Consider the following 26,899-nt stretch of genomic DNA (forward strand, 5'->3'; position numbering starts at 1 on the left):
GTCTATGGTTTTTTGTTTTATTTATTGAAAAGGAGGAGAGGACGATGATGGAAAAGAAAGCAGGTTGGAATCTCGAAAACAGTTATAAAACCCTTCCTGGAACATTTTTCACCCTTCAGGTTCCTGAACCTGTACGTGCCCCAAAGCTGATGGTTCTAAATGAGAGGGTTGCTGAGTCCCTTGGGCTCGATGCCGAAAAACTTGGAGCGGATGTCCTATCGGGCAATGAAATCCCTGAAGGAGCCGAGCCCCTTGCCCAAGCCTATGCGGGCCATCAGTTCGGACATTTCAATATGCTGGGTGATGGACGGGCTGTCCTGATTGGCGAGCAGATCACGCCGGAGGGAAAACGATTCGATATTCAGCTTAAAGGGGGAGGAAGAACCCCTTATTCCCGTGGAGGGGACGGTCGGGCAGGACTCGGTCCCATGCTCCGGGAGCACATCATCAGTGAAGCCATGCATGGACTTGGGGTTCCGACTACCAGGAGTTTGGCGGTAGTGACAACCGGTGATCCCATTTACCGGGAAACGGAACAAAAGGGTGCGATCTTGACAAGGGTGGCGGCCAGTCATCTCCGCGTCGGGACATTCCAGTTTGCTTCAAGATTCGGGGAGGTGGATGATCTCCGGGCCCTGGCAGACTATGCCCTGGAGCGCCATTATCCAGAGGGCAAGGATGCTCCAAACCGCTACCTTTTCCTATTGAAGGAAGTCATCAAACGCCAGGCATCCCTTATCGCCAAGTGGCAGATGGTTGGCTTCATCCACGGTGTCATGAACACAGATAATATGACGATCAGTGGTGAAACGATTGATTACGGACCCTGTGCTTTCATGGATGCGTATGACCCGAAAACGGTCTTCAGTTCCATCGATGCACAAGGGAGGTATGCATACGGAAATCAGCCGCCGATCGCTGGTTGGAACCTCGCCCGCTTTGCCGAAAGCCTGCTTCCGGTCCTCCATCCTGTACAGGAAGAGTCCCTCAAACTTGCCCAGGAGGCCGTCCTCGAATTTCCGAAGTTGTATGAAGGGCACTGGCTTGACGGCATGAGGGCCAAACTTGGGATATTCAATGAAGAAGAAGGGGATCGTGCATTGGCAGAAGAACTGCTGGATCTCATGAATAAGCATCAGTCAGACTTTACAAATACGTTCCGGAGCCTGACATTGGGTCGTGAAGAGTCAGAAGTATTCAACACACCTGAATTTATGTCTTGGAAGGAACGTTGGAAAGAAAGGCTGAGCAGACAGGACGAGACGATGGAAGCGTCCAAGCAGCGGATGCGCACGAGTAATCCGTCGGTCATCCCGCGTAACCACAGGGTGGAAGAAGCGCTTCAGGCTGCAGTGGAAGAAAATGATTTCAGTGTGATGAACGGCTTGCTTTCGGTTCTGGAAGATCCATACGCTTACTCTCCCGGTCAGGAAGAGTATTGCACACTTCCAAGTCCGTCGAACCGTCCGTACCGAACCTATTGTGGAACGTAACGATCATGAGTTGAGGGTAGGAATTTCGGCAACACTATAACCAGGAAAATGGAAAGGTGGAACACTCATGAAGGCCGTTCAAGTTACAGGATATGGAGATGTCGATAAGCTCGAAGTCGCGGAGATTCCAGTCCCCGCCCCTCAAAAGGGGGAAGTCCTTGTCAAAGTAAAGGCATGTGCCATTAACAATACTGAAATCTGGATGAGAGAAGGCGCATATGGAACGGAAGAGAAGTCTGGGTGGCGGCCTGAAGGGGTTCAGTTTCCAAGGGTTCCCGGTTCGGATATTACAGGTGAAGTGGTAGAAGTGGGAGCGGATGTTTCTGAAACCATGCTGGGTAAAGATGTTGTCGTGTTCCCATTCACTTCAAGCGCTACGGAAGGAAGCGAACATATATCAGACGATATGTCGTTCATCGGTTCTGAATATGACGGGGGATATGCTGAATACGTCGTCTGGCCATCGGAACTCTGTTATGACATGCCTCTCTCCACATATGAAGAAAGTGCCGTGTTTTCCGTCAGCGGTTTGACCGCATGGCATATGGTGGAACAGATCAAGGCTCAGCCATCGGAAACGATCGTCGTCACAGGTGCCAACGGCGGTGTGGGATCATTGAATGTTCAAATTGCTTCCAAGGTTTTCGGAGCAAAGGTCATTGCCATAGTAGGGGACTTGGCTTTGGAAGAGAGGATGAAAGAGCTCGGTGCCAACCACGTATTGTCCTATAAGTCGCCAAACCTTGCCGGTGAAATACTTGAGGTAAATGGAGGTCCGGTCGATTCCGTATTGGATGTAGTAGGGGATGCACTATTCGAAACATCTCTTGAAGTCTTGAAAAAAGGCGGCAAATTCTGTATATCAGGGTCAGCCGGTGGTCAGAAAACACAACTCGACTTCAGAACCCTTTATTTAAAGCATATTACGTTCTATGGATCGGTCCTGGGGACAAGAGAAGAGTTCAAACGTATGCTTGCTGCGATCTCGGAAGGAAAAATCAAGCCGGTCATTGACCGGACGTTCCCACTCGAGCAAGCCCGTGAAGCACAAACCTATTTTAAACATTCAGGAAAGCTGGGGAAGATCGTCCTGCTTCCTTGACATACATGCGAGAAAGCTCGGAGTCAAATGTGATTCCGAGCTTTTTTTGCTGTGTTAAAGGATTGAACGGGGGATAAGCCGAACTATACACATATAGGCTTGGGGCGGTTCATGATGAAAAAGATTATCGAACGACATGCATTTAAAAGAGGACTAAAATCGTAAAGGGGTTTTATATGTGAAACAGGCATTACTTGTCATTGATGTGCAGCAGGAATTAGTGGAAGGCAACGAAAAAGAACAGTCGGTCTTTCAAAAAGAAAAACTGATCGAGACCATCAACAAAGTGGTCGCCAAGGCAAAGGAAGCGGACGCCCACATCGTCTTCATCAGGGATAAAGACGTCGCTGGTGGTACCGGCGAAGGGTTCCAGGTGCATCGGGACCTTGAGATTCCGGATGATGCAGAGGTATTTGATAAGCTTGCCACCAACTCGTTTTACGGGACGCCATTACTCTCATTCTTAAAAGATAAAGAGGTAGGGCATCTCGTGATTGCGGGCTGTCAGACAGAGTACTGCATCGATACGGCTGTCCGTTATGCGACGGTGAGCGGATTCGATGTCACCCTGGTGGCAGACGGCCATTCCACCAAGGACTCCCAAGCCTTGAAGGCCGAGCAAATCATCGCCCATCATAATCTTGCTTTGAGGGGTCATTACAATGTAGATCATTTCTCGGATGTGAGACCATCCAGTGAGGAACTGTTCCAGCCGAAGCATGATGAGTATCGGAAGGAATATGGAATGTAAAAAAGTACGAGCCCACTTCATCAAATGAAGTGGGCATTATTATTTCTGAGACAAGCACGATTTGACAATCAATATTCTTCCAGCTAAAATATGAATGTATTCATAAATGAACGCGTTCATATTTTTCATAACCAAAGGAGCATTGATCATGGCAGGATTACGTGAAGATAAGAAACGGCAAACCCAGCTGAATATCATGGAATCAGCGAAGAACATTTTCTCTCAAAAGGGATTTGAAACGGCTTCCATGGCTGAAATTGCGAAGGATGCAGGTGTGGGGACCGGGACCATCTACAATTATTTTCCTTCTAAGGGAGCTTTGCTGCTGCGGATTTTCACTGAGGAAGCGGAGGGGATGAAAGAAGCGCTTCAAGATCCGTTTTCCTCAGAAGAGAGTGGAGATCTGGTAGAAAGTGTGATTGGGGCCATGCAGGGATTTGCAGCATTTTTTCAGCATTATCCGAAAGCATTTTGGCGCGAGCTGTTTCACGTGATGACGGGAGAAGTGGAAGAGAGCATCCGGTTGAGACAGGGGTTATTCGGCATTGATGAAGAGATGATGAAGTGGGTCCTGAATTTGATAGAGAGCCATTCAGATTGCTTTGCCGTAAAGGTCGATCCGGAAGAAGCGGCTTATGCCATCTATAGTGCAGCCATGTCCGATACGATGTTCTATATGTACAACGAAGAAATGGATATCGAAGCTTATAAGGAGCAGTTGGCGAGACACATACGATTTTTATTTGAAGGAAAAATGAAATCGGGAAAGAAGGAATGAACATGAGCATTTTGAGCATCATTGGAGTTCATAAAACCTATCAAAGCGGCCAAACCACCTTTCAGGCACTGACGGATATTCATGTAGAGGTGGAGGAGGGTGAGATTGTCGTCATCCTCGGTCCATCGGGTTCCGGGAAGTCCACGTTGTTGAATGCCATTGGAGGCATTGATGAAATTGATTCGGGGAGCATTGAGGTCAATAAGAAAGAGATCGGCCGATTGAGTGATCGAGATCTTGTGGATTATAGAAGGGAAGACGTTGGCTTTGTCTTTCAAATGTATAATCTGATCCCGAATCTAACGGTCTATGAAAATATCGAATTGACGGCGAATATCAGTCTGAAGGCATTGTCTATTCCGGAGGTGATTCATGCTGTTGGATTGTCGGGGATGGAGGATCGCTTCCCCCGGGAATTAAGCGGAGGTCAGCAGCAACGGGTTTCGATTGCCCGGGCCGTCGTGAAGGCTCCGAAACTATTATTATGTGACGAACCGACTGGGGCATTGGATTCAGCCACATCGAAAGAAATTCTGCAGTTGATCGAGAAAGTGAATAAAGAATTTAACACGACAGTCCTTATCATCACCCATAACCAAGCAATCAAAAGCATGGCGAACCGGATCATCACACTGAAAGATGGGAAGGTTGAATCCGACTTTGTCAATGAACATCAAACCTCCGCTGAAGGGGTTGAGTGGTGATGCCTCTTCGGAAAAAGCTTTTTCGGACCATAATGGAAAAAAAGACTCAGTTTTTTTCTGCGTGGTTGCTGATTGTCATCAGTTCCATCGTATTTTACGCATTTACAGCAGCCGGAGCAAATCTCATTGATAATCTACAGATATTTTTTAACCAGAATAAAGTAGAAGATGCTCAGTTCATGACACAACAGCCTTTGAATGAAATCGAAGAAATTGAAAAGCAGAGTGGCGCAGAGATTGAGCAAAGGATTTCAATCGATCTTCCCTATAGTAAAGATTCGACTCTCAGGTTGTTGGATGAGACGGATGATCTCAATCTCCCCACTGTGGTGAAAGGGAAGAATCTGTCTTCGGACCGCGATATATTAGTGGATAAAGGCTTCGCCAAAGCCCATGGTGTGGCGATTGGAAATGAGGTTGAACTGGGAGGGGAAACGTTCCATGTTACAGGCTATATGGCGATTCCGGATTACATCTATCCATTAAAGGATGAATCGGGTTTCCTGAAAAATCCGGATGCTTTCGGTGTCGCCGTCGTGAAACCATCTGTTTTATCAAAGTGGAAAAATCACCGGATTTACTATAGTATCCGTCTACCGGATGCTTCTCCGGAAGAACTGAAGAAGAGGATCAATCAAACGAATCAGATCATCAAATGGACGGATAAAAAAGATAATAACCGCATTTCCTTCATCAAAGGGGATATTGCCGGTGTCAAAAAGATGGGACAATTTCTTCCGATCGGTATTTTATTCATTAGTATGGTGATCATCCTTATATTATTGTGGCGCTTAATGAAGAAGGAATATGTACAGATCGGTACATTGTATGCCCTCGGCTACAGGAAAAGTGAAATTATCCGTCATTATCTTTCTTATGCCGGAATTCTTGCCATCACAGGAAGCGTGGTCGGTACGATCCTTGGCTGGGTGTTCCTGCATCCTTTGCTATCCACTTTCGCGGCTTATTATAATCTGCCCGTACTGGATGTGACACTGCATGCAGGTTATTTACTTGTGAGTATTCTTCTGCCACTTGTGCTGTTCATCCCGTTCACCTATTACTTGGTTCACCGTGTCTTGAAGATCCCGCCGGTGAGTTTGATAAAAGGTGGGGAACGGAAGGTCAAAGTGAAGAGGCTTGAGCGGTTATTTAAAATGAATAAGCTGCCATTCCGGCGGAAATTCGTGATCAGGGAAATCATGAGAAACCTTCCAAGGGCACTGTTTTTGATCATAGGCGTGATGTTTGCGACATTATTATTGTTGTTCGGATTCGTCACCAAGAATTCGATGGAGTACCTGGTGACCGATAATTTCCAGCAAGTATATGACTATGAGTATAGCTATCTATTCAATGCTCCACAGACCATAGAGCCGGAATCGGGACAGGTGGGATCCGTGGCACCATTTACGACAGATGAGGAGAGCATCATGATCACTGGCCTGAAGCCGGACAATACAGCCATTCGCTTGCAGGACGGAAGCGGAGAAAGGCTTACATTCGATTCAGTGATCATGAATAAATCACTTTCAGATAAATTGGGGATTCAGGAGGGGGATTCAATTCATGTGACAAATGAATTGACGGACAAATCCTTTACTCTCACCATTGATCACATCGCTGAATCCTATCTCGGAAATATGATTTATATGCCACTCGATGAATTCAACCGATTAAATGACTTCCCTTCAGGAAGTTATACGGAGGTTTATTCAAACAAAGAACTCAACTTGCCGGAAGATCAGATTATCTCGACGACAAAATCATCCGACACGATTGACGGTTTCAAGGAAATGATCAAGCCGTTGAACTATGGAGTGGCGGCGATTGCCTTTGTTGCCGCGATCATTGCGGTCATCATTATCTATATACTGATTTCATTACTAATCGAGGAAAATTCATTCAAAATTTCACTCATGAAAGTCATCGGCTATCGGGAGAAGTCGATCATGCACATGATGATTGGCTATAATATTTGGTTTATCATCCTGGGGTATGCGATAGGCATTCCTGTGACGATTTTCTCGATTTCAGCCTTTATGAATTCGATCACTTCAGAAATGAATGTCACGATTCCTGTCATGCTGGATTGGATGAGTGTCCTCATCAGTTTTAGTATCATCATCATCTCGTATTATGCATCACTATGGCTAAATCATCGGAAATTAAAAGGGATCTCAATGAAAGAAGCGATTAACCGGAGTACCGAATAAGGTTTGACGTCAAACTGATAAAAGGGTACGTGACATCAAGATTGCCACATACCCTTTTATTTATCGTTCGATACCCTGACAAACCGGACAATGGTAGAGCCTTCTTGAAGCGGCCACCGTCTTCTCGATTTCGCTACCACAGATGAAGCAAGATTCCCCTTCACGGTTAAAGACCCAGTGACGATAGCGGGATCGCTTCACCCCTTTGGCTTTCAGTTTCTGTGCAAGGACGGGATCGTTGGTGATCCCTCCCGTTTCATACGATTGCTTTATTAAATCCATGGTTACATGGGCAGCTTTGTTTAATTGATCTTCCGTACAGTCGACAGGCCTGAGGGAAGGATATATGCCGGCAACAAACATAATTTCAGATCGCAGATAATTACCGATTCCGGCGACAAAACCTTGATCAAGTAATAAAATCGACCATTTTCGGTTTCGGAATCTTTTGTCCTTCATCCGACCGATCAGCTCATCTAGGGATACCTCTTCGCTTAAAAGGTCTGGACCGACCTTTGAGATGAATGGGTGAGATGGCACCTCTTCGTCCCTGAGAACCTCGATATCCGACGCACTATAGAGAAGAGCGGATTTTTTCTCATTATGTAGTGCCAATCGGAGCTGACGATTTGTTTTAGGATAATTGTAGGCGTTTCTGATATACCATTTTCCGTAAAGTTGATTGTGGGAGTAGATGGTGTATCCATTGTCAAAGCGGATGAGCATGGCTTTTCCTTTCGTATCGACTCTTCTTACGATAGACCCCTTCAGCAGATCTTCGTAGTCTTCTAAATGAGGGAAGGCAAAATAAACATCTTCCACTTTTTTATTTTTAAGAGCACGTTCAACGTTATCGGCTGCTCTTCTGATTTCGGGACCTTCTGGCATGGCGTTTTCTCCTTTTTTAGTATAGTTGTTCCCTTTTTATCCCTTCATGTAACCATTGGATGGGTTGGGCTACTCATCCCTTTAAGGCTCTTGACATTATTCCGATATATTGATAGAGTTTTAAAAAATCAAAATATTTTCTTATCCAGAGAGGTGGAGGGACTGGCCCTTTGAAGCCTCAGCAACAGGTCTGTGAAGATACTGTGCTAATTCCAGCGGGTGATTCAAACCCTGATAGATAGGAGCAATCTTTTATTTGTCGGTGACGCACTCGTTCAGGGTGCGTTTTTTGTTTGTTCACCCATTCCTGAATCAACTTAGAAGGAAGGGTGTTTGTATGGAAAACGCAGGACAGAGTTTCAAAAGAAAGATGAAGACACGGCATTTAGTGATGCTGTCTCTTGGAGGGGTGATCGGAACCGGGCTTTTCTTGAGTTCGGGTTATACCATTCATCAGGCTGGACCGTTTGGGACGATCCTTGCTTATTTGATCGGGGCGCTGGTGGTGTATCTGGTGATGCTGTGTTTAGGCGAGCTATCTGTCCATATGCCTGAGACCGGATCCTTTCATAGTTATGCTGCAAAGTTCATTGGTCCGGGGACCGGTTACACGGTGGGCTGGTTATATTGGCTGACATGGACGGTGGCATTGGGGTCGGAGTTTACGGCGGCCGGCTTGATGATGCAGCGCTGGTTCCCTTCCATTAGTGTATGGATTTGGAGCGCGGTCTTTGCTGCGTTGATTTTTTTCTTGAATGCATTGTCGGTGCGATTCTTTGCTGAATCTGAATTTTGGTTTTCTTTAGTGAAAGTGATAGCGATTGTCGCATTTATTGTGATCGGGGCAGGGGCGATCGTAGGGTTCATCCCCCTCGGTCATTCAGAGCCCGCTCCACTTTTCACGAATATCACAGATTCAGGGTTATTTCCGAACGGGGCATTTGCCATCTTGATGACCATGCTTGCCGTAAATTTTGCATTTTCTGGAACAGAACTGATCGGGGTAGCAGCGGGAGAAACAGAGAATCCATCAAAATCGATTCCTAAAGCCATCCGCACTACGCTTGTAAGATTGATCCTCTTTTATGTAGGGACGATTGTCGTATTATCTGCATTATTACCGAGCCAGTCAGCGGGAGTATTGGAAAGCCCTTTTGTCGCAGTGCTTGGACGGATTGGAATTCCATTTGCCGCAGATCTCATGAATTTTGTCATCATCACGGCTATCTTATCAGCGGCAAACTCAGGTCTATATGCTTCTTCCAGAATGCTATGGTCTCTGGCTGATAAACAAACGATCTCCCCGATTTTTGCCAAATTGACTGATAGGGGCGTACCTCTTAATGCGATTGTATGCAGCATGCTTGGAGGGGGACTCGCCTTGCTTTCAAGCATCATTGCCCCGGGGACGGTCTACATCGTATTGGTTTCGGTCTCAGGTCTTGCCGTCGTGATTGTATGGATGAGCATTAGTGCTGCTCAATTTCTATTTCGTAGACAGTACATAAGGGAAGGGAACGATGTGAAGGAACTTGCTTATCGCACTCCGCTTTATCCACTTGTTCCCGTTGCGTCGTTTCTGCTTTGTTTCGCTTCCTGTATCGGCATTGCCTTTGATCCCACTCAGAGGATTGCCCTATATTGCGGGATCCCGTTTATCGCCGTTTGCTATGGAAGCTATTATTTAACACAATATGTAAAGAAAAGAGGTACAGGTCATGTCGAATCAACTGAAGCTGAATCCCATTGAGGCCATTTTACAAACGCAATCCCTAATGATTTTGGATGGGGCATTAGCCACAGAGCTGGAATCCCATGGCTGTGATTTAAATGATCCCCTTTGGTCAGCCCGTGTACTCCTTGAAAAACCGGAAGCGATTGAGAAGGTTCATGCTGATTATTTCCGTGCGGGAGCCGATTGTGTGATTACAGCCAGCTACCAGGCAACGGTGGAAGGTTTTCTGAAGCGTGGAATAGAGAAACCTGAAGCGCTGGAATTAATCAAGAAAACAGTCTATCTTGCCAAACAGGCTCTGGATGACTTCTGGAAGGAAGAGAAGGGGAATTCAGATCGACTGAAACCAATCGTCGCCGGTTCTGTAGGACCTTACGGGGCATATCTTGCTGACGGTTCTGAATATGTGGGGGACTATGGAGTAAGTGATCAACTTTTAGCAGATTTCCATTTTCCGAGAATCAAGGCATTAGTGGAGGCGGGGGCGGATATGCTGGCATTCGAAACCATCCCATCCTTGCAGGAAGCAAACGTACTCGCTTCGCTTTTAAAAGGATTTCCGGATACTTGGGCATGGCTGTCTTTTTCATTAAAGGATGGAGAGACGATAAGTGATGGAACGGGGATTGAAGAGTGCGCGCGGGTGTTCAATGATCATGAACAAATCGCTGCGATTGGTGTAAATTGTACCCCGACTCCCGCGGCTAAGCTTGCGATGAGGGTACTAAACAGACACACTGACAAGCCAATCATCGTGTACCCGGACTCAGGTGAAACGTACAATGCTGAGACTAAAACGTGGAATGGGGAGGAAGCGTGTGGTGCATTTGATGAGGATTCAGTAGTTTTGTACGAATCAGGAGCCCGTATCATTGGTGGTTGCTGCCGTACGCATCCGGGGGATATTGAGGCGTTGGCGAAGAAGTGGAGGTAGTCTCCATATGCTTACATGCAAAGGCCCAAGTGTTACAGCACTTGGGCCTTTTATGATGATGGCTACTATTATTGAATAGAAAACCTCTCTTTGGCAAGACAGTGGGGAAGGGTTACGTGCCCAATTCCACTATGGCGAGGCTCCCTTTCGTTCAATTAGTCGATCATTTCTACAATCCGTTCACAAATCTCATGGGTGATCAAAGAATCCTCAATGGAAGGGGCCGGTTCCTGCCCTTTTTCCACACATTCGAGGAAGTGATCGACCAGATCGTAGAATCCCCGTTTATACAGTGTCGGCTCCCAGTCACCAAAGGAGGAAACACTCTTTTCTTTGTTATGGTAATGAGTCGTCTCAACAAGGCTGTTGACGACATATTTGTGATGGTCTGCAGAGTATTCAATGATTTCTTCTGTCACGCCGCCGTCACGATTCATGATGCCGACTGCCGTACATTCTTCACCGATGAGCTGTATAACGAGATGGTGAAGAAGATTTCCTTTTCCAAAGGATTGAACCTTCACATCCAGCACGTCTGTATCCATCAGGAAACGAAGGGTATCAACGACATGGATGAAATCTTCGACGACGAATCTTCTCGGCTCGTCGGGAGCAGCGAATCGGTTTTTCTGCATCAATAGGAAGCTTGGTTTCCCATGCTCTTTCAGTTCTTTTACCTTAGGAATGAAGCGCCGGTTGAATCCGATCATGGCGATCTTCCCGCTGTCTTTCGCCAGTTGAACGATGCGTTCCGTTTCCTCTAAGTGCAAGGAAACCGGTTTGTCTATGTATACGTGAATGCCATTTTCAAGAAGCTTTTCCGATATCTCAAAATGTGCCTCTGTAGCCGTACTGACGAAAGCTGCATCAACGTGGGCATCAATCAGTTCTTCTACCGTCTGAACCCTTTCTTCAATTCGGTATTTGTCTCCAAGTTTTTTAAGCGTTTCGGCATTTCTCGTGCAAAGCACCAGTTCAATGCCTTCTTTTTCAGACAGAACAGGCAGATAGGCTTTCTTCGCAATATCCCCTAATCCGATAAGACCGATCCTCACGTTCATCACCTCTTGTTTTTTCTTTTATTATAGTATTCTGCAATAAGATTTCAAATGTAACGCTTTCATACTGAAAGAGAGTCATTCCTTTAAACACGAACAATAATTTAAATATATAAAATAAAATTCGTATTTTGGTTGATTAAAAGAAGAGGGTTTGTTATAGTTACACCGTACCAACATTACATATCGTTACTCGTATATCCTCAGTAATATGGTCTGAGCGTTTCTACCCGGTTCCCATTATAAGAACCGGACTACGGGTTGAAGTATTCGGTTTTTACGGTTTTTTGCCGTTTATGCCTTTACTTTGACTTCTGAGATCTGGAACGTAGATTCACTCTACCATTACAGGTCTTTTTCTTTTGACCAAAATCAGCGGGATCCAATCACCAAGAAAAGGGAGAGATTCACATGAAAAAGAAAATCGCATCACTCGCAGCTGTGTCTGTACTAGGTTTGTCCTTATTTACGGGGTGCAGCTCAACAAACAAAACAGAAGCGAAAGATAAAAAGGAAGAGCAGCCGATCCTGATTCAGGGACCGATGCCCATTGAAGCTGAAAAATTCGCTGGAAAACTTGAGAATGTGAAGGAAGAAACATCCGGCTCATTCGTTTTTTATAAAGGAACGGTGGACGACTACCCGGTCATCGTTGCCAAGACGGGTAAGGGAATGGAAAACACGGCAGCAGCCACGGCTGTCGCCGTTGAAAAATATGATCCCGTCGCCATCATCAATCAAGGGACATCAGGCGGTCATGATCCGGCATTGAACGTGTTTGATATCGTACTAGGTGAAAGAACCGTCAATCTTGGTTCATTAAAAACGGGGAACATGGCAGATGAAGAAGGAATCGAACCCACTGCCTGGAAGCCGATGGACCTTATGGCATCTGAAGGAAGTGCCGGGGAAGACCCGAATGCAGAAAAAATCCGCTATTACGATGGTGACGAGGCACTGCTTGCGGCTGCTGACGCAGTAAAGGATACATATAAAAAAGGTAAGGTCGTCGAAGGCACAATCGGTTCTGCTGACGTGTGGAATAACGAAGTGGACCGCATCCAATGGTTCCATGAGAAATACGGTACATCCGTAGAGGAAATGGAAGGGGCAGCTGCGGCACAAATCGCCGGGGCATACGATGTACCTTTCCTTGGAATCCGTGTGTTGTCAAATAACAAAACGAACGGTGGAGCGTACAATCCTGAAACAGCAGCTGCGAACCAGGGGTATGTGTATGAAGTGGTGAAAGAGTATATTAGAGAGATGGAGTAATTCATCATGTAGGGACCGACCCGTAGTCGGTCCCTTTTAAATTGAAAAAGTTTTACTTATTCTGTTAAAGGGAAGAACATACCATACTAGATTGCCAAGGAGGAAACAGAATGGGTAAAACAATTTTCATTACTGGCGCGGGAAGCGGTCTCGCCAAGGGAGCGTCTCTTGGTCTTGCAAAGAAGGGCCACCGTGTCATTGCGACGACAGAGCTTACCTCGCAAAAGACCGAACTGATGAGAGAAGCGGATGAACAAGGTTTGGATATGGAGGTATTTAAGCTTGATATAACGAATGCGAGGGACCGCGAGCAAATATCGAAGTATGAGTTCGATGTCTTCGTGGCCAATGCGGCCATCAATGAAGGGGGGCCACTCGGGGAAGTGCCGATGGATCGTTTTCGTGCCCTCTTTGAAGTGAATGTGTTCGCTACCCTGGAAACGGTTCAGTTGGCCGCACAGAAGCTTGTGAAGAAAGGCAGCGGGAAAATCGTGTTCATGAGTTCCATGGCCGGGATTTCCGCCACACCTTATGTCGGACCCTATACGGCAACCAAGCATGCCGTCGAAGGGATTGCCCAAACCTTGAAATCAGAGCTTGAAGAATTCGGTGTGAAGGTCGCGACCATCAATCCGGGTGCATTCGAAACCGGATTCAATAAGCGGAGCGGGGAAGAGATTTGGAAGTGGTTCGACGACGAGAAAAACTTCACCCGCAAAGAAGATATTCTGGAACAACAGAAAGGACTGGAAGATCAGTTCGATCCTGAAGACATGATCCAAAAGATGATTGAAATCATCCCAGCAGAAAATCATAAATTCCGTACGGTCTACCCGGAAGAAACGGAGAAACAGTTGAAACAGACACAAGCAGAGCGCTGGGAAATGGAAATCTGATTCCGTCAATAAGGAGGGAGGAGACCCTGTGAAGGGGTCCCTCCCTTTTTGTGTTACAATGGAGAAATGCAAAACCTCACACGGAGTTGATTACAATAGAAACGAAACACTATTTATATACGTTTTCATGGGAGCCGAACGAAGAGTCCCTATGTGCGTTGGAAAGACGCATCCTGTTCGGAGAGGCTTCTGAATCTAGTATTCTCGAAAGTACGGTAAAGGTCGATCCAAGCAGAAGCCCTTTCATCCGGGAGAGACTTGAGATCATATGCGAAGGTGCCGAATTGGAAGATTTACTTCATAGCATAGAACGATTAGACGCAGTGGATGGATTCAAGGTCGTGTTTGTACAAAACCCTGATGGTGACAGAGTCGGCTTTAAGAAACTGCGGAGGATCGAGAAGGAAATCGGCCTGCATCTTAAAGGTGAAGCGGAACTTGTCGATCCCCATATTTGGTACGGTGTTATCAACACCGGTGAACGCTGGGTGTTCGGTGCTTATATGAAAAATGATGCGATCTGGCTGCATCATGTGAAAAAGCCCCACAGCTATTCCACTGCACTGAGTACCCGTGTGGCAAGAGCCGTCGTGAACATTGCGGCTCCGGAAACGGAAGGCATCAAGATGATCGATCCATGCTGCGGAATCGGGACGGTCCTGGTAGAAGCCCTGTCCATGGGCATCGATATTGTGGGCAGTGATCGCAATCCGTTGATCCTTGACGGAGTAAGGGAGAATATCGCTCATTTCGGTCTGGAAGGGGAAGTCACCTTGAAGGATATCAACGATGTAGAAGGCAGCTATGATGTCGCGGTCATTGACTTACCTTATAATCTTTGTTCCGTCATCACGGATGAAGAACAGCTCACCATGCTCAGGAGTGCCAGACGTTTTGCAAAGAAGGTCGTCATCGTGACGCTGGAAGATGTAGACGCAAACGTGAAGAAAGCGGGCTTCGAGATTGTCGACCGCTGTGAAGTGAGCAAGGGAAGGTTTGTCCGTCAGGTACTGGTCTGCTGGTGAAAAATGAAAAGGCAATGCTGTCAGATAGGTTCTGAAAGCATTGCCTTTTTTTGTTAGATTCACTTCGCCAATTCATCCCGATCCGCAGCCATAGGGGGCTTTTCAAGCCAGCCTTTTTCAATCAGCAGCTTCACTCCGTCGTTCGAAAAGTCCCCGATTTCTACCACCAGCCTTGAAAGATCAAGGGTGATGTCATGTCTGAAGGTAGACGTGATGCCCACCCCATAGTTCACTAAACTGCCCGCGTTAGCTAGGGCCACATGATAAAGCATGAGCCTTTCGGAAAAAGGTGATTCCGTCGATTCAAGCACTTCCGGATCCCACAGTTGCGGGGAGGGAAGATGGTCTTTGGTCAGGAGGTCCTGAAAGATCGTAATGTTCTTTTGGGAAATCTCCCTGCCGCGCAGCATGTACTCTTTAATGTCCTTTGATTTCACGATCTGGCTGAAGCCCATCATCAAGGACTTCCCTAATTGATTGGAGTCAAGATTCACATATAAGCCGGTTATTTCAGTAGAAGTCAGGGGTCTCTGCTTGCCGATGATCTTATGAAGGAAATCTTTAGAATCCACAAAGGTCACCTCTGTCGGTATCGGTGTGAAAGGTGCCCGTATGAGAAGCCCTTTGGCGAGCATACAGTCCATAGCGTCATGATAGAGATCGCTTGTATCCTTCAGGCACTCATCGAAATACGTTCGGATGTCCTCCCGGAAGGAAACACTGAGGGCATTCGAGAAAAGGAATAAATTGATCCTCGTCGTTTCTTTCAAATAAAATAAATAGAACTTATCGGTAAAGATGGCGGGCGCACCCTTGATCAGATCTTCCTCTCCGAATCCACGGGGGATGGGGAAGTTCACTGATTGGAAGATGTCTGTTAGTTTTTTAATATGTTTTTCCGAGTACCCCTTTGCTTTTTCCAATAATTCTTTGATTCTGCTATCGTCAACATTCGTTAAATAATGGGTGTAAACGCAATCCAACAACGTCTCCCCTATATAATTTTTCCACAGCTCACCGAGTTCGGTCGAGGTCAGCGTAATATTTCGTCCATCTTCGTTTTTCATGATCATCACCTGCTCCATCCATTCTTTTCTATATTTATCCTGTTCATTAAAGATATAAATATTCTCTCTGGTGAAAGGATTTCTTCTGAAAAAATAAGAATATTTTTCATTTCTTCAAAAATAATAAAACCAATTGAAGGGTGAAAGGGATATGTAAGAATCCAGTGTTATCAAGGGTTCAAGTGAATGAAAACGCATGACAATTTCTCCCTTATGACATTTGTCATGCCCAGCATATGACACCTACTACTAACACGATGATTCCTCGTATCCTATAATGAATCCAACGCCTTAAACGAAGGGAATTATGACATGACAAATATAAAAACGTTGAAAAAAGAAGTTGCTCCTTATGAAAAGTCAACCACGAAGGAAAGTGTATGGCAGATGATCAATACGCTGGGACCATTCTTCCTATTATGGTTCCTAGCCTATCAGAGTCTTTCGATATCGTACTGGCTGGCACTCGTTCCAATTGTGATTGCCGCTGGATTCTTGACCAGGATTTTCATCATCTTTCATGATTGCACCCATTTCTCTTTCTTTAAAAGCCGTAAAGCCAACCGGGCAGTCGGAACGGCCATGGGTGTCCTGACTCTGTTCCCGTTCGATCAGTGGGGACATGATCATGCCGTGCATCATGCGACAAGCGGAAATTTGGATAAACGGGGAACTGGTGATATCTGGACCCTTACCATCGATGAATATGTAGCAGCACCTTTGAAAACTCGTTTAGCGTATCGGTTTTACCGCAATCCGTTCGTCATGTTCGTGTTGGGACCGATCTATGTGTTCCTTTTGAAAAATCGATTTAATCGTAAAAACGCACGTAAGAAAGAGCGCAATAACACGTATTTAGTCAATGTGATCATCGTCGCACTCATCGCATTGCTCTCTGTCACGCTTGGATGGCAGGAATTCTTACTCGTTCAAGGTTCGATCTTCATGATCTCAGGATCAATCGGGATCTGGTTGTTCTATGTACAGCATACCTTTGAAGATTCGTATTTTGAAGAAGATAAAGAGTGGCAGTATGTCCTGGCTGCTGTTGAGGGGAGCTCATTCTATAAGCTTCCGAAAATCATGCAGTTCCTGACCGGGAACATCGGATATCATCATGTCCACCACTTAAGTCCAAGGGTGCCGAATTATAAGCTGGAAGAAGCTCACGAAAACACGGTGCCATTACAGAATGTACCGACGATTTCTCTGGCAACAAGCCTGAAATCCCTTCGCTTTAAACTATGGGACGAAGAAAATAAGACGTTTGTAAGCTTTAGAGGCATCAAATCTTCGGCAAAATCGAACGCGCGCATTTCTACCGAAGCAAAACCTGAATTATAAACACGGCCGACTCTCCTTATGACATTCATATAAGGGGAGTCTTTACTTGATACGGTGTTAAAAGGAGAGAACCCGCATGATTCGCATTGTGATAGCCGAGGACGAAGAATTGTTGTTAGGGACGATCAGCTCTTTACTCAACCTTGAAGAAGACATGCAAGTGGTGGGAAGGGCAAAAGACCGGGGGCAAGCACTGGAGCTCATCCACCACCTTCAGCCCGACCTCCTCATCCTGAACATCGAACATCTATTGAGGGACGGACCTCTGAAAGTCGAGGGATGCAGGCTGCTGGTGTTCGCAACATTCCCGAAAGAGGGATATTTGGAACGGGTGCGGGAAGCCGGTGCAAACGGGTACCTGTTGAAGGATAGTCCCAGTGAAGAATTGACCTCCTCAATCCGCTTGATCTTGGGGGGGACCGAGGTGTTTTCCCCGAAACTCATGGAGAAGAAAGAGCCTGTCTCATACGAGATCCCCCATGCACCGGGACCGGTGAAGAAGAATTATTTTACGATGATCATGGATAAGATGAAGCATCCGACAGGGTGAAATTTATTTGTCAGCACCTCACAACATCACAGTGGGGGCTGGCTTTTTTATTTGTCATCATCAGAATCCAGCACTCATATACGTATTAAAATGTTAAAATGTAGAAAAAGATTCAAAGGGGGAAATGAGAATGTATGGTGGCGGAGACTTTATGTTTCAAGCGGTCCCGATTTTCATCGGAATCATCTTTGTGATTATCATTTCATTCATTTTATTTTCTGCGATAAAAGGGATAACGCAGTGGAGTCAGAACAATCAATCGCCCAACCTGACTGTGCGGGCAAAAGTGCTCGGCAAACGGACGGCTGTAAGGGGTGGTGGAGAGACCAGGGCTTATAGCCGTTATTTCATCACTTTCGAAGTGGAGAGCGGCGACAGGATGGAACTACAGGTGAAGGAAACGGATTACGGGATGCTCGTTGAAGGGGACGAAGGGGAGTTGACCTTTCAGGGAACGCGTTATCTGGGATTCGAACGTCAGGCGTACGAGATTGAATCATAAATATAAACGAAAAGGCCGGCCACTCGATGATCGAGTAGCCGGCCTTTATAACAATTACCATTCCTTCGGCTCATAATCCAGATCCTGAAACAATCGCGTCTTCTCTTTTTTAGAAAGATCCCGCCATTGTCCCACAGGAAGATTGCCTAAATGAATATTCATGATGCGAGTGCGCTGCAGGCGGTATACTTCATACCCAAGGGCCTCACACATACGGCGGATCTGACGGTTCAATCCTTGAGTCAACGTGATTTGGAACACGTACTTCGACACCTGCTCCACTTTACAAGGAAGGGTTTTCGTTCCAAGAATCTTGACACCTTCTGACATCTGTTTCAAAAAATCCTCTGAAATCGGCCTATCCACCGTGACGATATATTCCTTCTCATGCTGATTTTCTGCGCGGAGGATTTCATTGACGATATCCCCGTCATTCGTCAGAAGAATCAAGCCGTCGGAATCCTTGTCCAGTCGTCCGATGTTAAAGATGCGCAGTGGATGGTTGACGAGGTCCACAATATTCCCTTTAACGCCTTTTTCTGTCGTACTAGTAATTCCGACCGGCTTATTTAGAGCGATGTACACATTATTACGGGCGACACGGACGGGGGCTCCGCTGACCAAAACATCATCCCCGGGATTCACTTGATCACCAATCTTCGCAATCTTCCCGTTGATCGTGACCCTGCCTTCAGTGATCAATTTATCGGCACCGCGTCTCGATGCCTTCCCGGCTTCACTTATATATTTATTAATTCGCATATTCAACACAACCTTATACTCAAATTGACTATACTAAGAATATCGGACTGGCACGTTATTTTCAAGGAAATCCACATTCGGGGTTTTTTGAAAAAATCCCTTTACATTCACGCTGCGTCAACCTGTAAAGTAAGAATTGTCAGGAGGTGACTTCATGGAATATACCGTCAAAAAACTGGGGGAGATCGCTGGGGTGAGCACGAGGACTATCCGTTATTATGATGAAATTGAGCTTCTGAAGCCGGCCAGGACCAATTCGTCAGGATACCGGATATACGGGCAGAAGGAAGTCGACCGCCTGCAGCAGATCCTCTTTTACAAAGAGTTGGGTGTAGGACTGGATGAAATCAAGGATATTCTGGATGATCCTGCCTTTGACGCAACAAAAGCTTTAGAGGAACACCGCGAACAATTACTCACAAGACGCGCACAGATTGATCAGCTGATTGAGAATGTCGATAAAACCATTGGTGTAAAGAAAGGGAGATGCAACATGTCAGATAAAGAAAAGTTCGAAGGATTCAAAGAGAAACTGGTGGAAGACAATGAGAAAACGTACGGGAAAGAAGTACGGGAAAAATACGGAGACAAAAGAGTGGATGAGTCCAACGCCAAAGTCATGAACATGTCTCAGGAAGACTATGAAAAGGTCACAGGGCTTGAAAAGGAAATGAAAGCTGTGTTGGCGGAAGCATTCCAAACGGGAGATCCAGCTAGCGACATCAGTCAGAAAGCAGCCGACCTGCATAAAAAGTGGATCTCCTTCTACTGGGGTCACTACAGCAAAGAAGCCCATGCCGGCCTTGCTCAGATGTATGTGGACGATGAACGGTTCAAGGCTTATTATGATGCTGAACAAGAAGGCATGGCGGAATTCTTGCGGGATGCGATCTATGTATACACGGGTCAAAATTCTTAAGTGGAATAAACAAGAAGTACTCTATTCCTCCGATAAGTGTTATGATAAGGGAACGAACGTGAAAGAACGAACCTGATCATAACGGAGTGAAAAAATGAGTAAACCAAAGAAAAAGAGCGGAACGGGCCAAGGCACTGGCAAAAAAGGCTGGAATCGCTGGCAGGCCGGGGCGAATAAAAAGAAGAGCAACAAACCTTATACGAGTAAAGGTGTAAAGCACGGGAGCAAGCAGGAAGATCAATAGTGATCGGGGCGCCTATTTCCTTTCGGGGAAGTAGGCTTTTTAATGGCATTGAAATGACTAAATGAAAATAACATTTGCTTTTTTTACGATTTCCTGTTATTCTAAGAAAGAATTATTTTTGTTCGGTCTGTAAGGAATGAAAGTATTTAAACTTTTCGCCTTTGATATCTAATTGAGCAATAATAGTAATAAATCGTGGATTCAATTCCACACAGGAGGAAACACACATGCAAGAAGGTACAGTAAAATGGTTTAACGCAGAAAAAGGTTTCGGTTTCATCGAAATCGAAGGTGGAGAAGATGTATTCGTACATTTCTCAGCTATCCAAGGCGAAGGATTTAAATCTTTAGACGAAGGTCAAAAAGTTACATTTGACACTGAGCAAGGTCAACGTGGACTTCAAGCGACTAACGTAAACAAAGCGTAATAGCTTTTAAAGAAGGACTCTCTTTTGAGGGTCTTTTTTTTGTCGTAAAAAAAAGGGTGCCACATGCTTGGCACCTTTCAACATTACGTTAACGCGTATTTCATGATTCCTTGAATGTAGACCGACGTTTCCTTCGGCGTACATTCCCTGATCTTGATCTTGCCTTCTTTTTCTAATGCAGATGCCGCCGTTTCAATGGCTTCTGCTTCTTCCTGCGAAGAGACAGGAAGTTCGATCGAAAAGAAATTCCCTCGACTCGCTTGACTCAGGCTTTTAAATAACGTGTTTTTATTCATTGGGTCATCCCCTTTATATCTCTTACTTTCGACAAAGGGACAGGATTCTCCTTTATAAAGAAAGAGTTTGGAGCGAAAATTTGAATCGATTTGCTTTTTATCCGTTTATCTGTTAGTCTTAGGAAGAATTATTTTTGTTCGGTCTGTAAGGAAAGAATAAGTTTTAAACTTTTCGCCTTTGATATCTAACTTGAGCAACGATAGTAATAAATCGTGGATGCAACGTCCACACAGGAGGATACACACATGCAAGAAGGTACAGTAAAATGGTTTAACGCAGAAAAAGGTTTCGGTTTCATCGAAATCGAAGGTGGAGAAGATGTATTCGTACATTTCTCAGCTATCCAAGGCGAAGGATTTAAATCTTTAGACGAAGGTCAAAAAGTTACATTTGACACTGAGCAAGGTCAACGTGGACTTCAAGCGACTAACGTTAACAAAGCGTAATAGCTTTTGATCAAGGGACTCTCTCAGGAGGGTCCTTTTTTTATTGGTCGAGCCGCCTGTGCTTTAGGTGACTGGTAGCTCCGGCGGCTAGCCCCTCGAGGTCATAAGCTAAATAGGCCAGGAAGGCAAAAAACGCCTTCCCAGCCTATTCATCTTATGCTTGTCGGGGCTGAACGAGCCGCCTGCACTTTAGATATCTTCCAGCTCCGGCGGCTAGAGGCTCGAGGTCATAAGTCAAACAGGCCAAAAAGGCAAAGAACGCCTTTCCGGCCTGTTCGCCATATGCTTGTCGCCTCTGGACGAGCCGCCTGCGCTTTAGATATAAAAAGGGACCGACAGATTCGTCGGTCCCGGAGACAACATGTTACAAGTTAAAAATGGTTAGGTAAAGCATAACATACTATTGGGGGAATACCTAAATAAATTTAAAAAGAATTTAAGAGGGGTATTTTTCATTGAATAGAATCAGCGCTTTTCTATGAAAATAAGAAAAAATAAATGAGGTTTTGATATGACAATGAAACAATTTAAGGATTATAAGCTCAGTGGAGAGATTGTCAGGGCGCTTTCCGGTTTAGGCTATGAAGCTCCAACCGAAGTGCAATCCAAGGTGCTGCCACTCGCTCTTGAGAAAAGGGATCTGGTGGTCCGTTCCCAAACGGGAAGCGGGAAGACGGCTTCTTTCGGGATACCGCTTTGTGAGATGGTGGAATGGGAAGAAAACAAGCCACAGGCACTTGTCCTGACGCCGACCCGCGAATTGGCGGTTCAAGTAAAAGAAGATATCACCAACATCGGGAGGTATAAGCGAATCAAAGCGGCGGCCGTGTATGGGAAATCTCCTTTCCATCGCCAGAAGCTTGAGCTGAAGCAAAAAAATCATGTTGTCGTCGGTACACCAGGACGGGTTCTCGAACATATTGAAAAAGGGACGTTTCCCCTGGACAAGCTTCAATACCTTGTGATCGATGAAGCGGATGAAATGCTTAACATGGGGTTTATCGATCAAGTGGAATCGATTATTCAGGAGTTACCAACAGATCGAGTAACATTGACCTTCTCTGCTACCTTACCAGAGGATGTTGAAGCACTCTGCCACAAGTATATGGAGAAACCTGTTCATATTGAGATCAAGGCAACGGGTATTACAACGGATAAAATCGATCATTCGGTTCTTGAAGTGAGAGAAGAGGATAAGGTGTCCCTTCTGAAAAACGTGACGACCGTGGAAAATCCCGATAGCTGCATCATTTTTTGCCGGACGAAGGAAAATGTGGATACTTTATGTGAAGAGCTGGACCGGTCTGGTTATCCTGTGGATAAGATCCATGGCGGCATGATCCAGGAAGCACGTTTCGAAGTGATGGACGATTTTAAAAGGGGGGAATTCCGCTACCTGGTTGCTACCGACGTGGCAGCCCGCGGAATCGACATCGAGAATATCACCCACGTCATCAATTATGATATTCCCATGGAGAAAGAAAGTTATGTTCACCGCACCGGCAGAACGGGACGAGCGGGTCTGACAGGCAAAGCAATCACGTTCTCGACACCATATGAAGAGAAATTCCTTGAAGAGATCGAGGAGTATATCGGGTTTGTGATTCCTAAGGTGGCTGCGCCTACGCAGGATACTGTAGCGAATGCGAAAGATGATTTTGAACGGAAGCTGGATGAGGAGCCCGATTATAAATCGGACAAGAGCGAGCAGTTGAACAGAGATATCATGAAGCTCTACTTCAATGGCGGAAAGAAAAAGAAGATCAGGGCAGTCGATTTCGTCGGGACGATTGCGAAAATCGAGGGCGTGACGGCTGATGACATCGGTATCATCACGATCCAGGAAAACCTTTCCTACGTGGAAATTTTAAACGGTAAGGGTCCGCTGGTGTTACAGGCTATGAAAAAGACGACGGTAAAAGGTAAAATGCTGAAGGTTCATGAAGCAAGGAAATAAAGAATGTTTATAAGAGGTTGAAACATGCAGCGAATTTTTTGAGATTCGCTGTTTTTTTTATGATTTGGTAGGCCAGCCCTGCATCTCCTTGTCCCTACCCAGAAACATTATATAGGTCAAAGAATCAATCAGCACATGTGGGACACGGTGCCTGTCCCCCTGTCCCACCCAACGTTATCGAAAAATAATGTTGTAATCGTTTTCAACTTGTTGTATTATTCAGTTAAAGGAAATCCGAAACGTTTTGGGAGATGTGTAAGTGACTACGATTAAAGATATTGCAAGAGTAGCTGGAGTGTCCGTTACGACGGTTTCTAGGGCGTTGAATGGGTATTCTGATGTCAATGAAGATACGAGGAAGAAGATTGCCCAAGTGGCTAAAGAGTTAAATTACAGTCCGAATTCGATTGCCAGGAGTCTGGTCATGAAGAAGTCGAAAACGATTGGATTACTCGTTTCCGGATTTACGAAGGAAAGTGTGAAGGATAATTTCATCGTGGAGGTGCTTGCGGGCATTAATGAATTTGTTTCCGGTTCCGACTACGATCTTGTGTTATTCAACACCAATTCTTCGAAGCAGCGTGAGAAGACGTATACGCAGCTTTGCAGGGAAAGAAGGGTGGATGGGGTGATCATCCAGGGGATCAGGACTGATGATCCTTATTTGCAGGAAGTGGTGGAAAGTGATATTCCCTGCGTATTGATCGATATCCCACTTGAGTCGGAAAATGTGAGTCATGTGACGACTGATAATGTGTTGGGAGCTGAAAAAGCAGTCCAGCATTTAATCCAATATGGGCATACAAACATCGGGATGATTAATGGACATGAATATGCGTTTGTTAGTCAGCAGCGTTTGGAAGGGTACATAAGCGCTTTGCAGGGAGCAAAGGTCGAACTCAACAAGGACTATATCGTAAATGGGAAGTTTACAGAAGAAAGTGGCAAAAAAGCAGCTGCCGCATTGCTGACCTCACATCCTGAAATGACAGCATTATTCTGCGCAAGTGATCTAATGGCCATCGGAGCAATGAGTGCAGCAAAAGAGTTGAACAAAAGAGTGCCGGAAGACCTTTCGATTGTCGGATATGATGATATCCTGCTTGCATCTTACGTAAGTCCGAAGCTAACAACCGTTCAACAGAATAAATTTCAATTAGGCTATGAAGCAGCGAAGTTATTGCTGAATCTATTGATGAACCAGTCCGGATCACATCGGATGATATTGGAGACAACGTTGATTAAAAGGGAAAGTACGAATCATATAAACGAATAAACGTTGGTAGAGATGTTCAACAGCCAACGTTTATTTAAAGGCTGGTTCCGAAACGTTTTGGTAATGAAATGATTTTTTTTTGCCGAATCTCCAAAACGTTTCGGAAAAATTGAATGTGAGAGTAGGAGGAACCAATATGAACTACAGAGTGATTAAAGAAAACAACTTATTTCTTCTTACAGATGAGCAGGGCAACATCATTTCAGACCATAGTTATGGGCTTGGTTTATACAAGAATGACACGAGATACCTAAGCAAGCTGAATGTCAAAATCAATCATGAAAACCCTATTCTATTACATTCGGATGGATCGGAAAACTATATGTCTACGATTCTATCAACGAATCCACACCAGGAAGAGGATGGGAACCTCATTCTATGGAGGGAATCTGTAGAAATCGAGCGTAAGCGCTTTATTAATGATGATGTGTTGTATGAAACAATTACCACGAAAAACTATTTTCCTAAGCCGATATCATTTGAGTTGAATATAGAAGTCGATGTGGACTTTAACGATATGTTCATTGTTCGCGGATTCCAAACAGGAAATGTCGGGAAGAGGACCGGGCAAACAGTCGGGGATCATTCGCTCACCTTCCACTATGAAGGAGCGGACGAGATCAATCGTTCAACAAGAATTCAGTGGGATGCAGAAGCGAAAACGGTGGAAGAAAATGGAGAGATTGCATTCCAGGTTGAGCTTCAGCATGAGGAAGAAAAGTCGATTACATTTATGATCATCCCATTGGAAAATGTAGAAACAAGAGATGACATTTTACCTGTCGAAGAGGCTCTTCAAAAATTAAAGGTTTCTTATAAAGAATGGTCGGCTCAGTTAACAAAAGTGGAAACGGATTACACGCCGCTTCAACGCCTCGTGGATAGGGGTTTATCAGACCTCAGAGTGTTATTGACTGACACCGGCTACGGAAAGTTTCCTGTAGCTGGTCTCCCTTGGTTCGGGGTTCCATTTGGAAGGGACAGTCTGATTGCAGCCCTGCAAATGATCGCCTTCCAGCCTCAGGTTGCAAAAGGCACACTGTTCACCATGGCGAGTGAGCAGGGGACAAAGGTAGATCCTTGGAGGGACGAGCAGCCCGGGAAGATCATGCATGAAATTCGCTACGGAGAGCTTGCGAATACGGATCAAATACCGTTCACACCTTATTATGGAACGATCGATGCCACACCGTTATTTCTTGTTCTTTTGACAGAGTATGTGAAATGGACGGGAGACTTCGATACTTTCCGAAAGCTTGAAGACAATGTGAAGAGAGCCCTTCAATGGATCGACCAATACGGTGATCGTGATGGGGATTTATTCGTGGAATACCACCAGGAATCGTCCAAAGGGATTGCTAATCAAGGTTGGAAGGATTCCGGGGACTCCATCGTTCATCGCAATGGGGATTATGCTGACACGCCGATCGCCTTAGTTGAGGTCCAGGGATATGTGTACCAGGCGAAACGTGGATTGGCTGCCGTTTATGAAGCACTTGAAAAGAAAGAAGAGGCTGCCCGATTAGAGGCGGAAGCGAAGAACCTGCAAGAACGATTTGAACAGGAATTTTGGATGGACGACCGGGAATTCTACGCCATCGCCCTCGATCAAAAGAAAGAAAGGGTCGGTACGATCACATCGAATCCAGGACATGTTTTGTATTCAGAAATGATCTCGGGTGATCGAGCTGCAAAAGTAAGTCGAACTCTCACGGGTGACAAAATGTTTTCCGGCTACGGTATCCGCACGATGGGGGAAGGCGAAGCAGGCTACAATCCGATGAGCTACCACGATGGAAGCGTTTGGCCACATGATAATAGCATGACGTTACTCGGCTTAAGCAAATTAGGCTTCAAGGAAGAATCCAATAAAGTGATGAGTGGATTGATCGACGCATCATACCATTTCGAATACGACCGCTTGCCTGAATTGTTCTGTGGATATGAATCTAAATTCGGGAAGGCAGTAAAGTATCCTGTTGCATGTTCACCACAGGCGTGGGCAGCAGGGACACCTCTTGTGTTTATCCAATCTCTTTTGGGGCTGTTCCCGAATAGCCTTCAAAAAGAAATTCAATTAAATCCTGGTTTACTCCCTGATATGAATACCCTAAAGGTTCATAATATAGCGATTGGTGAGGGAGTACTTTCGCTCTCCTTGATACGAAACGGTGACAAAGTAGAGACAACTATTTTAGAAAACTCAACGGGTTACGACATTGTGAGAGAAAAGCAAACGGTTTAGGTACATC

Annotated in this window: 26 protein-coding genes and 2 riboswitches; of the genes, 21 read left to right on the plus strand and 5 right to left on the minus strand. The window is 45.4% G+C overall.

Annotated elements, in window-relative coordinates; translation table 11 throughout:
* Positions 1-44: 44 nt before the first annotated feature.
* The 6 genes from CN378_RS19220 to CN378_RS19245 all read left to right on the plus strand — a co-directional run bounded on the left by CN378_RS19220 (position 45) and on the right by CN378_RS19245 (position 7,044).
* Entirely contained in the window at positions 45-1,493 is a 1,449-nt protein-coding gene (locus CN378_RS19220; RefSeq protein ID WP_098354094.1) for a protein adenylyltransferase SelO, read from the plus strand.
* Between the two features lie 67 nt (positions 1,494-1,560).
* Positions 1,561-2,595, plus strand: coding sequence for a zinc-binding dehydrogenase (locus CN378_RS19225; protein ID WP_098354095.1), 1,035 nt, complete (start codon positions 1,561-1,563; stop codon positions 2,593-2,595).
* A 178-nt stretch (positions 2,596-2,773) separates the two neighbouring features.
* Complete coding sequence (locus CN378_RS19230) at positions 2,774-3,346, plus strand: cysteine hydrolase family protein (protein WP_098354096.1); 573 nt, start codon at positions 2,774-2,776, stop codon at positions 3,344-3,346.
* Positions 3,347-3,494: 148 nt separating this feature from the next.
* The gene (locus tag CN378_RS19235) at positions 3,495-4,124 is read left to right on the plus strand and encodes a TetR/AcrR family transcriptional regulator (RefSeq protein ID WP_179884990.1); all 630 of its coding nucleotides are present in this window, start codon (positions 3,495-3,497) and stop codon (positions 4,122-4,124) included.
* Positions 4,125-4,126: 2 nt separating this feature from the next.
* Positions 4,127-4,828: an ABC transporter ATP-binding protein gene (locus CN378_RS19240; protein WP_098354098.1), complete on the plus strand. Its 702-nt coding sequence runs from the start codon at positions 4,127-4,129 to the stop codon at positions 4,826-4,828.
* Entirely contained in the window at positions 4,828-7,044 is a 2,217-nt protein-coding gene (locus tag CN378_RS19245; protein WP_098354099.1) for an ABC transporter permease, read from the plus strand. The genes CN378_RS19240 and CN378_RS19245 overlap by 1 nt, the downstream gene beginning before the upstream one ends.
* A 60-nt stretch (positions 7,045-7,104) precedes the next feature.
* On the opposite strand, the gene nei is transcribed toward CN378_RS19245, so the two are convergent.
* Entirely contained in the window at positions 7,105-7,932 is an 828-nt protein-coding gene (nei, locus tag CN378_RS19250) for an endonuclease VIII (protein ID WP_098354100.1), read from the minus strand.
* 138 nt (positions 7,933-8,070) lie between these two features.
* Positions 8,071-8,177, plus strand: a riboswitch (SAM riboswitch).
* A 92-nt stretch (positions 8,178-8,269) separates the two neighbouring features.
* Here nei and mmuP point away from each other — a divergent pair.
* Entirely contained in the window at positions 8,270-9,682 is a 1,413-nt protein-coding gene (gene mmuP, locus CN378_RS19255; RefSeq protein WP_098354295.1) for an S-methylmethionine permease, read from the plus strand.
* The gene (gene mmuM, locus CN378_RS19260) at positions 9,651-10,601 is read left to right on the plus strand and encodes a homocysteine S-methyltransferase (protein WP_098354101.1); all 951 of its coding nucleotides are present in this window, start codon (positions 9,651-9,653) and stop codon (positions 10,599-10,601) included. The genes mmuP and mmuM overlap by 32 nt, the downstream gene beginning before the upstream one ends.
* 155 nt (positions 10,602-10,756) lie before the next feature.
* Here the strand turns inward: mmuM and CN378_RS19265 are convergent, their stop codons facing one another.
* Positions 10,757-11,662 (minus strand): Gfo/Idh/MocA family protein, encoded by a 906-nt coding sequence (locus CN378_RS19265; protein WP_257141211.1) that lies wholly within the window; start codon positions 11,660-11,662, stop codon positions 10,757-10,759.
* Positions 11,663-11,832: 170 nt separating this feature from the next.
* A riboswitch (purine riboswitch) is annotated at positions 11,833-11,936 on the plus strand.
* Positions 11,937-12,070: 134 nt separating this feature from the next.
* Between CN378_RS19265 and CN378_RS19270 the strand changes: the two genes are divergently transcribed.
* From CN378_RS19270 to CN378_RS19280, 3 genes are all read left to right on the plus strand, one after another.
* Entirely contained in the window at positions 12,071-12,934 is an 864-nt protein-coding gene (locus tag CN378_RS19270; protein WP_098354103.1) for a 5'-methylthioadenosine/S-adenosylhomocysteine nucleosidase, read from the plus strand.
* A 110-nt stretch (positions 12,935-13,044) separates the two neighbouring features.
* On the plus strand, positions 13,045-13,830 hold the full coding sequence (locus tag CN378_RS19275) for an SDR family oxidoreductase (RefSeq protein ID WP_098354104.1): 786 nt from the start codon (positions 13,045-13,047) through the stop codon (positions 13,828-13,830).
* A 50-nt stretch (positions 13,831-13,880) separates the two neighbouring features.
* Positions 13,881-14,855: a TRM11 family SAM-dependent methyltransferase gene (locus CN378_RS19280; RefSeq protein WP_257141212.1), complete on the plus strand. Its 975-nt coding sequence runs from the start codon at positions 13,881-13,883 to the stop codon at positions 14,853-14,855.
* Positions 14,856-14,914: 59 nt separating this feature from the next.
* Here the strand turns inward: CN378_RS19280 and CN378_RS19285 are convergent, their stop codons facing one another.
* Positions 14,915-15,922, minus strand: a complete 1,008-nt coding sequence (locus CN378_RS19285) for a DUF3231 family protein (RefSeq protein ID WP_179884991.1) — start codon at positions 15,920-15,922, stop codon at positions 14,915-14,917.
* Between the two features lie 312 nt (positions 15,923-16,234).
* Between CN378_RS19285 and desA the strand changes: the two genes are divergently transcribed.
* The 3 genes from desA to CN378_RS19300 all read left to right on the plus strand — a co-directional run bounded on the left by desA (position 16,235) and on the right by CN378_RS19300 (position 18,318).
* Complete coding sequence (desA, locus tag CN378_RS19290) at positions 16,235-17,266, plus strand: Delta(5) desaturase DesA (protein WP_098354106.1); 1,032 nt, start codon at positions 16,235-16,237, stop codon at positions 17,264-17,266.
* A gap of 76 nt (positions 17,267-17,342) precedes the next feature.
* Entirely contained in the window at positions 17,343-17,816 is a 474-nt protein-coding gene (locus CN378_RS19295; RefSeq protein WP_098354107.1) for a response regulator, read from the plus strand.
* A gap of 130 nt (positions 17,817-17,946) precedes the next feature.
* Positions 17,947-18,318, plus strand: coding sequence for a DUF2500 domain-containing protein (locus CN378_RS19300; protein WP_218924833.1), 372 nt, complete (start codon positions 17,947-17,949; stop codon positions 18,316-18,318).
* Positions 18,319-18,372: 54 nt separating this feature from the next.
* On the opposite strand, the gene rluF is transcribed toward CN378_RS19300, so the two are convergent.
* A complete protein-coding gene (gene rluF / locus CN378_RS19305) occupies positions 18,373-19,080 on the minus strand; it encodes a 23S rRNA pseudouridine(2604) synthase RluF (protein ID WP_098354109.1) in 708 nt (235 codons plus the stop codon).
* 154 nt (positions 19,081-19,234) lie between these two features.
* On the opposite strand from rluF, the gene CN378_RS19310 reads away from it, so the two are divergent.
* From CN378_RS19310 to CN378_RS19320, 3 genes are all read left to right on the plus strand, one after another.
* Positions 19,235-19,999 (plus strand): MerR family transcriptional regulator, encoded by a 765-nt coding sequence (locus CN378_RS19310; RefSeq protein ID WP_098354110.1) that lies wholly within the window; start codon positions 19,235-19,237, stop codon positions 19,997-19,999.
* A 94-nt stretch (positions 20,000-20,093) separates the two neighbouring features.
* Positions 20,094-20,243 (plus strand): DUF3934 family protein, encoded by a 150-nt coding sequence (locus CN378_RS19315; RefSeq protein WP_098354111.1) that lies wholly within the window; start codon positions 20,094-20,096, stop codon positions 20,241-20,243.
* A 227-nt stretch (positions 20,244-20,470) separates the two neighbouring features.
* Positions 20,471-20,671 carry a cold-shock protein gene (locus tag CN378_RS19320; RefSeq protein ID WP_060671790.1) on the plus strand — a complete coding sequence of 67 codons (201 nt, stop codon included), beginning with the start codon at positions 20,471-20,473 and terminating at the stop codon, positions 20,669-20,671.
* 83 nt (positions 20,672-20,754) lie between these two features.
* Here CN378_RS19320 and CN378_RS19325 read toward each other — a convergent pair whose 3' ends face one another.
* Positions 20,755-20,967: a hypothetical protein gene (locus CN378_RS19325; protein WP_098354112.1), complete on the minus strand. Its 213-nt coding sequence runs from the start codon at positions 20,965-20,967 to the stop codon at positions 20,755-20,757.
* Positions 20,968-21,213: 246 nt separating this feature from the next.
* Between CN378_RS19325 and CN378_RS19330 the strand changes: the two genes are divergently transcribed.
* From CN378_RS19330 to CN378_RS19345, 4 genes are all read left to right on the plus strand, one after another.
* Positions 21,214-21,414: a cold-shock protein gene (locus CN378_RS19330; protein WP_060671790.1), complete on the plus strand. Its 201-nt coding sequence runs from the start codon at positions 21,214-21,216 to the stop codon at positions 21,412-21,414.
* A gap of 511 nt (positions 21,415-21,925) precedes the next feature.
* The gene (locus CN378_RS19335; protein WP_098354113.1) at positions 21,926-23,371 is read left to right on the plus strand and encodes a DEAD/DEAH box helicase; all 1,446 of its coding nucleotides are present in this window, start codon (positions 21,926-21,928) and stop codon (positions 23,369-23,371) included.
* Positions 23,372-23,630: 259 nt separating this feature from the next.
* Entirely contained in the window at positions 23,631-24,647 is a 1,017-nt protein-coding gene (locus CN378_RS19340) for a LacI family DNA-binding transcriptional regulator (protein WP_098354114.1), read from the plus strand.
* A gap of 136 nt (positions 24,648-24,783) precedes the next feature.
* A complete protein-coding gene (locus CN378_RS19345) occupies positions 24,784-26,892 on the plus strand; it encodes an amylo-alpha-1,6-glucosidase (protein ID WP_098354115.1) in 2,109 nt (702 codons plus the stop codon).
* The last annotated feature ends 7 nt before the right edge of the window (positions 26,893-26,899 follow it).

It is taken from the genome of Bacillus sp. AFS015802, from assembly GCF_002561455.1.
Lineage (GTDB): Bacteria > Bacillota > Bacilli > Bacillales > Bacillaceae_B > Rossellomorea.

Excerpts from the sequence above, each read along its gene's own strand:
- CN378_RS19220 (WP_098354094.1), top strand. The coding sequence starts at position 45 with ATGATGGAAAAGAAAGCAGGTTGGAATCTCGAAAACAGTTATAAAACC.
- CN378_RS19225 (WP_098354095.1), top strand. The coding sequence starts at position 1,561 with ATGAAGGCCGTTCAAGTTACAGGATATGGAGATGTCGATAAGCTCGAA.
- CN378_RS19235 (WP_179884990.1), top strand. The coding sequence starts at position 3,495 with ATGGCAGGATTACGTGAAGATAAGAAACGGCAAACCCAGCTGAATATC.
- CN378_RS19240 (WP_098354098.1), top strand. The coding sequence starts at position 4,127 with ATGAGCATTTTGAGCATCATTGGAGTTCATAAAACCTATCAAAGCGGC.
- CN378_RS19245 (WP_098354099.1), top strand. The coding sequence starts at position 4,828 with ATGCCTCTTCGGAAAAAGCTTTTTCGGACCATAATGGAAAAAAAGACT.
- nei (WP_098354100.1), bottom strand. The coding sequence starts at position 7,932 with ATGCCAGAAGGTCCCGAAATCAGAAGAGCAGCCGATAACGTTGAACGT.
- mmuP (WP_098354295.1), top strand. The coding sequence starts at position 8,270 with ATGGAAAACGCAGGACAGAGTTTCAAAAGAAAGATGAAGACACGGCAT.
- mmuM (WP_098354101.1), top strand. The coding sequence starts at position 9,651 with ATGTCGAATCAACTGAAGCTGAATCCCATTGAGGCCATTTTACAAACG.
- CN378_RS19265 (WP_257141211.1), bottom strand. The coding sequence starts at position 11,662 with ATGAACGTGAGGATCGGTCTTATCGGATTAGGGGATATTGCGAAGAAA.
- CN378_RS19270 (WP_098354103.1), top strand. The coding sequence starts at position 12,071 with ATGAAAAAGAAAATCGCATCACTCGCAGCTGTGTCTGTACTAGGTTTG.
- CN378_RS19275 (WP_098354104.1), top strand. The coding sequence starts at position 13,045 with ATGGGTAAAACAATTTTCATTACTGGCGCGGGAAGCGGTCTCGCCAAG.
- CN378_RS19285 (WP_179884991.1), bottom strand. The coding sequence starts at position 15,922 with ATGAAAAACGAAGATGGACGAAATATTACGCTGACCTCGACCGAACTC.
- desA (WP_098354106.1), top strand. The coding sequence starts at position 16,235 with ATGACAAATATAAAAACGTTGAAAAAAGAAGTTGCTCCTTATGAAAAG.
- CN378_RS19295 (WP_098354107.1), top strand. The coding sequence starts at position 17,343 with ATGATTCGCATTGTGATAGCCGAGGACGAAGAATTGTTGTTAGGGACG.
- CN378_RS19300 (WP_218924833.1), top strand. The coding sequence starts at position 17,947 with ATGTATGGTGGCGGAGACTTTATGTTTCAAGCGGTCCCGATTTTCATC.
- rluF (WP_098354109.1), bottom strand. The coding sequence starts at position 19,080 with ATGCGAATTAATAAATATATAAGTGAAGCCGGGAAGGCATCGAGACGC.
- CN378_RS19310 (WP_098354110.1), top strand. The coding sequence starts at position 19,235 with ATGGAATATACCGTCAAAAAACTGGGGGAGATCGCTGGGGTGAGCACG.
- CN378_RS19315 (WP_098354111.1), top strand. The coding sequence starts at position 20,094 with ATGAGTAAACCAAAGAAAAAGAGCGGAACGGGCCAAGGCACTGGCAAA.
- CN378_RS19320 (WP_060671790.1), top strand. The coding sequence starts at position 20,471 with ATGCAAGAAGGTACAGTAAAATGGTTTAACGCAGAAAAAGGTTTCGGT.
- CN378_RS19325 (WP_098354112.1), bottom strand. The coding sequence starts at position 20,967 with ATGAATAAAAACACGTTATTTAAAAGCCTGAGTCAAGCGAGTCGAGGG.
- CN378_RS19330 (WP_060671790.1), top strand. The coding sequence starts at position 21,214 with ATGCAAGAAGGTACAGTAAAATGGTTTAACGCAGAAAAAGGTTTCGGT.
- CN378_RS19335 (WP_098354113.1), top strand. The coding sequence starts at position 21,926 with ATGACAATGAAACAATTTAAGGATTATAAGCTCAGTGGAGAGATTGTC.
- CN378_RS19345 (WP_098354115.1), top strand. The coding sequence starts at position 24,784 with ATGAACTACAGAGTGATTAAAGAAAACAACTTATTTCTTCTTACAGAT.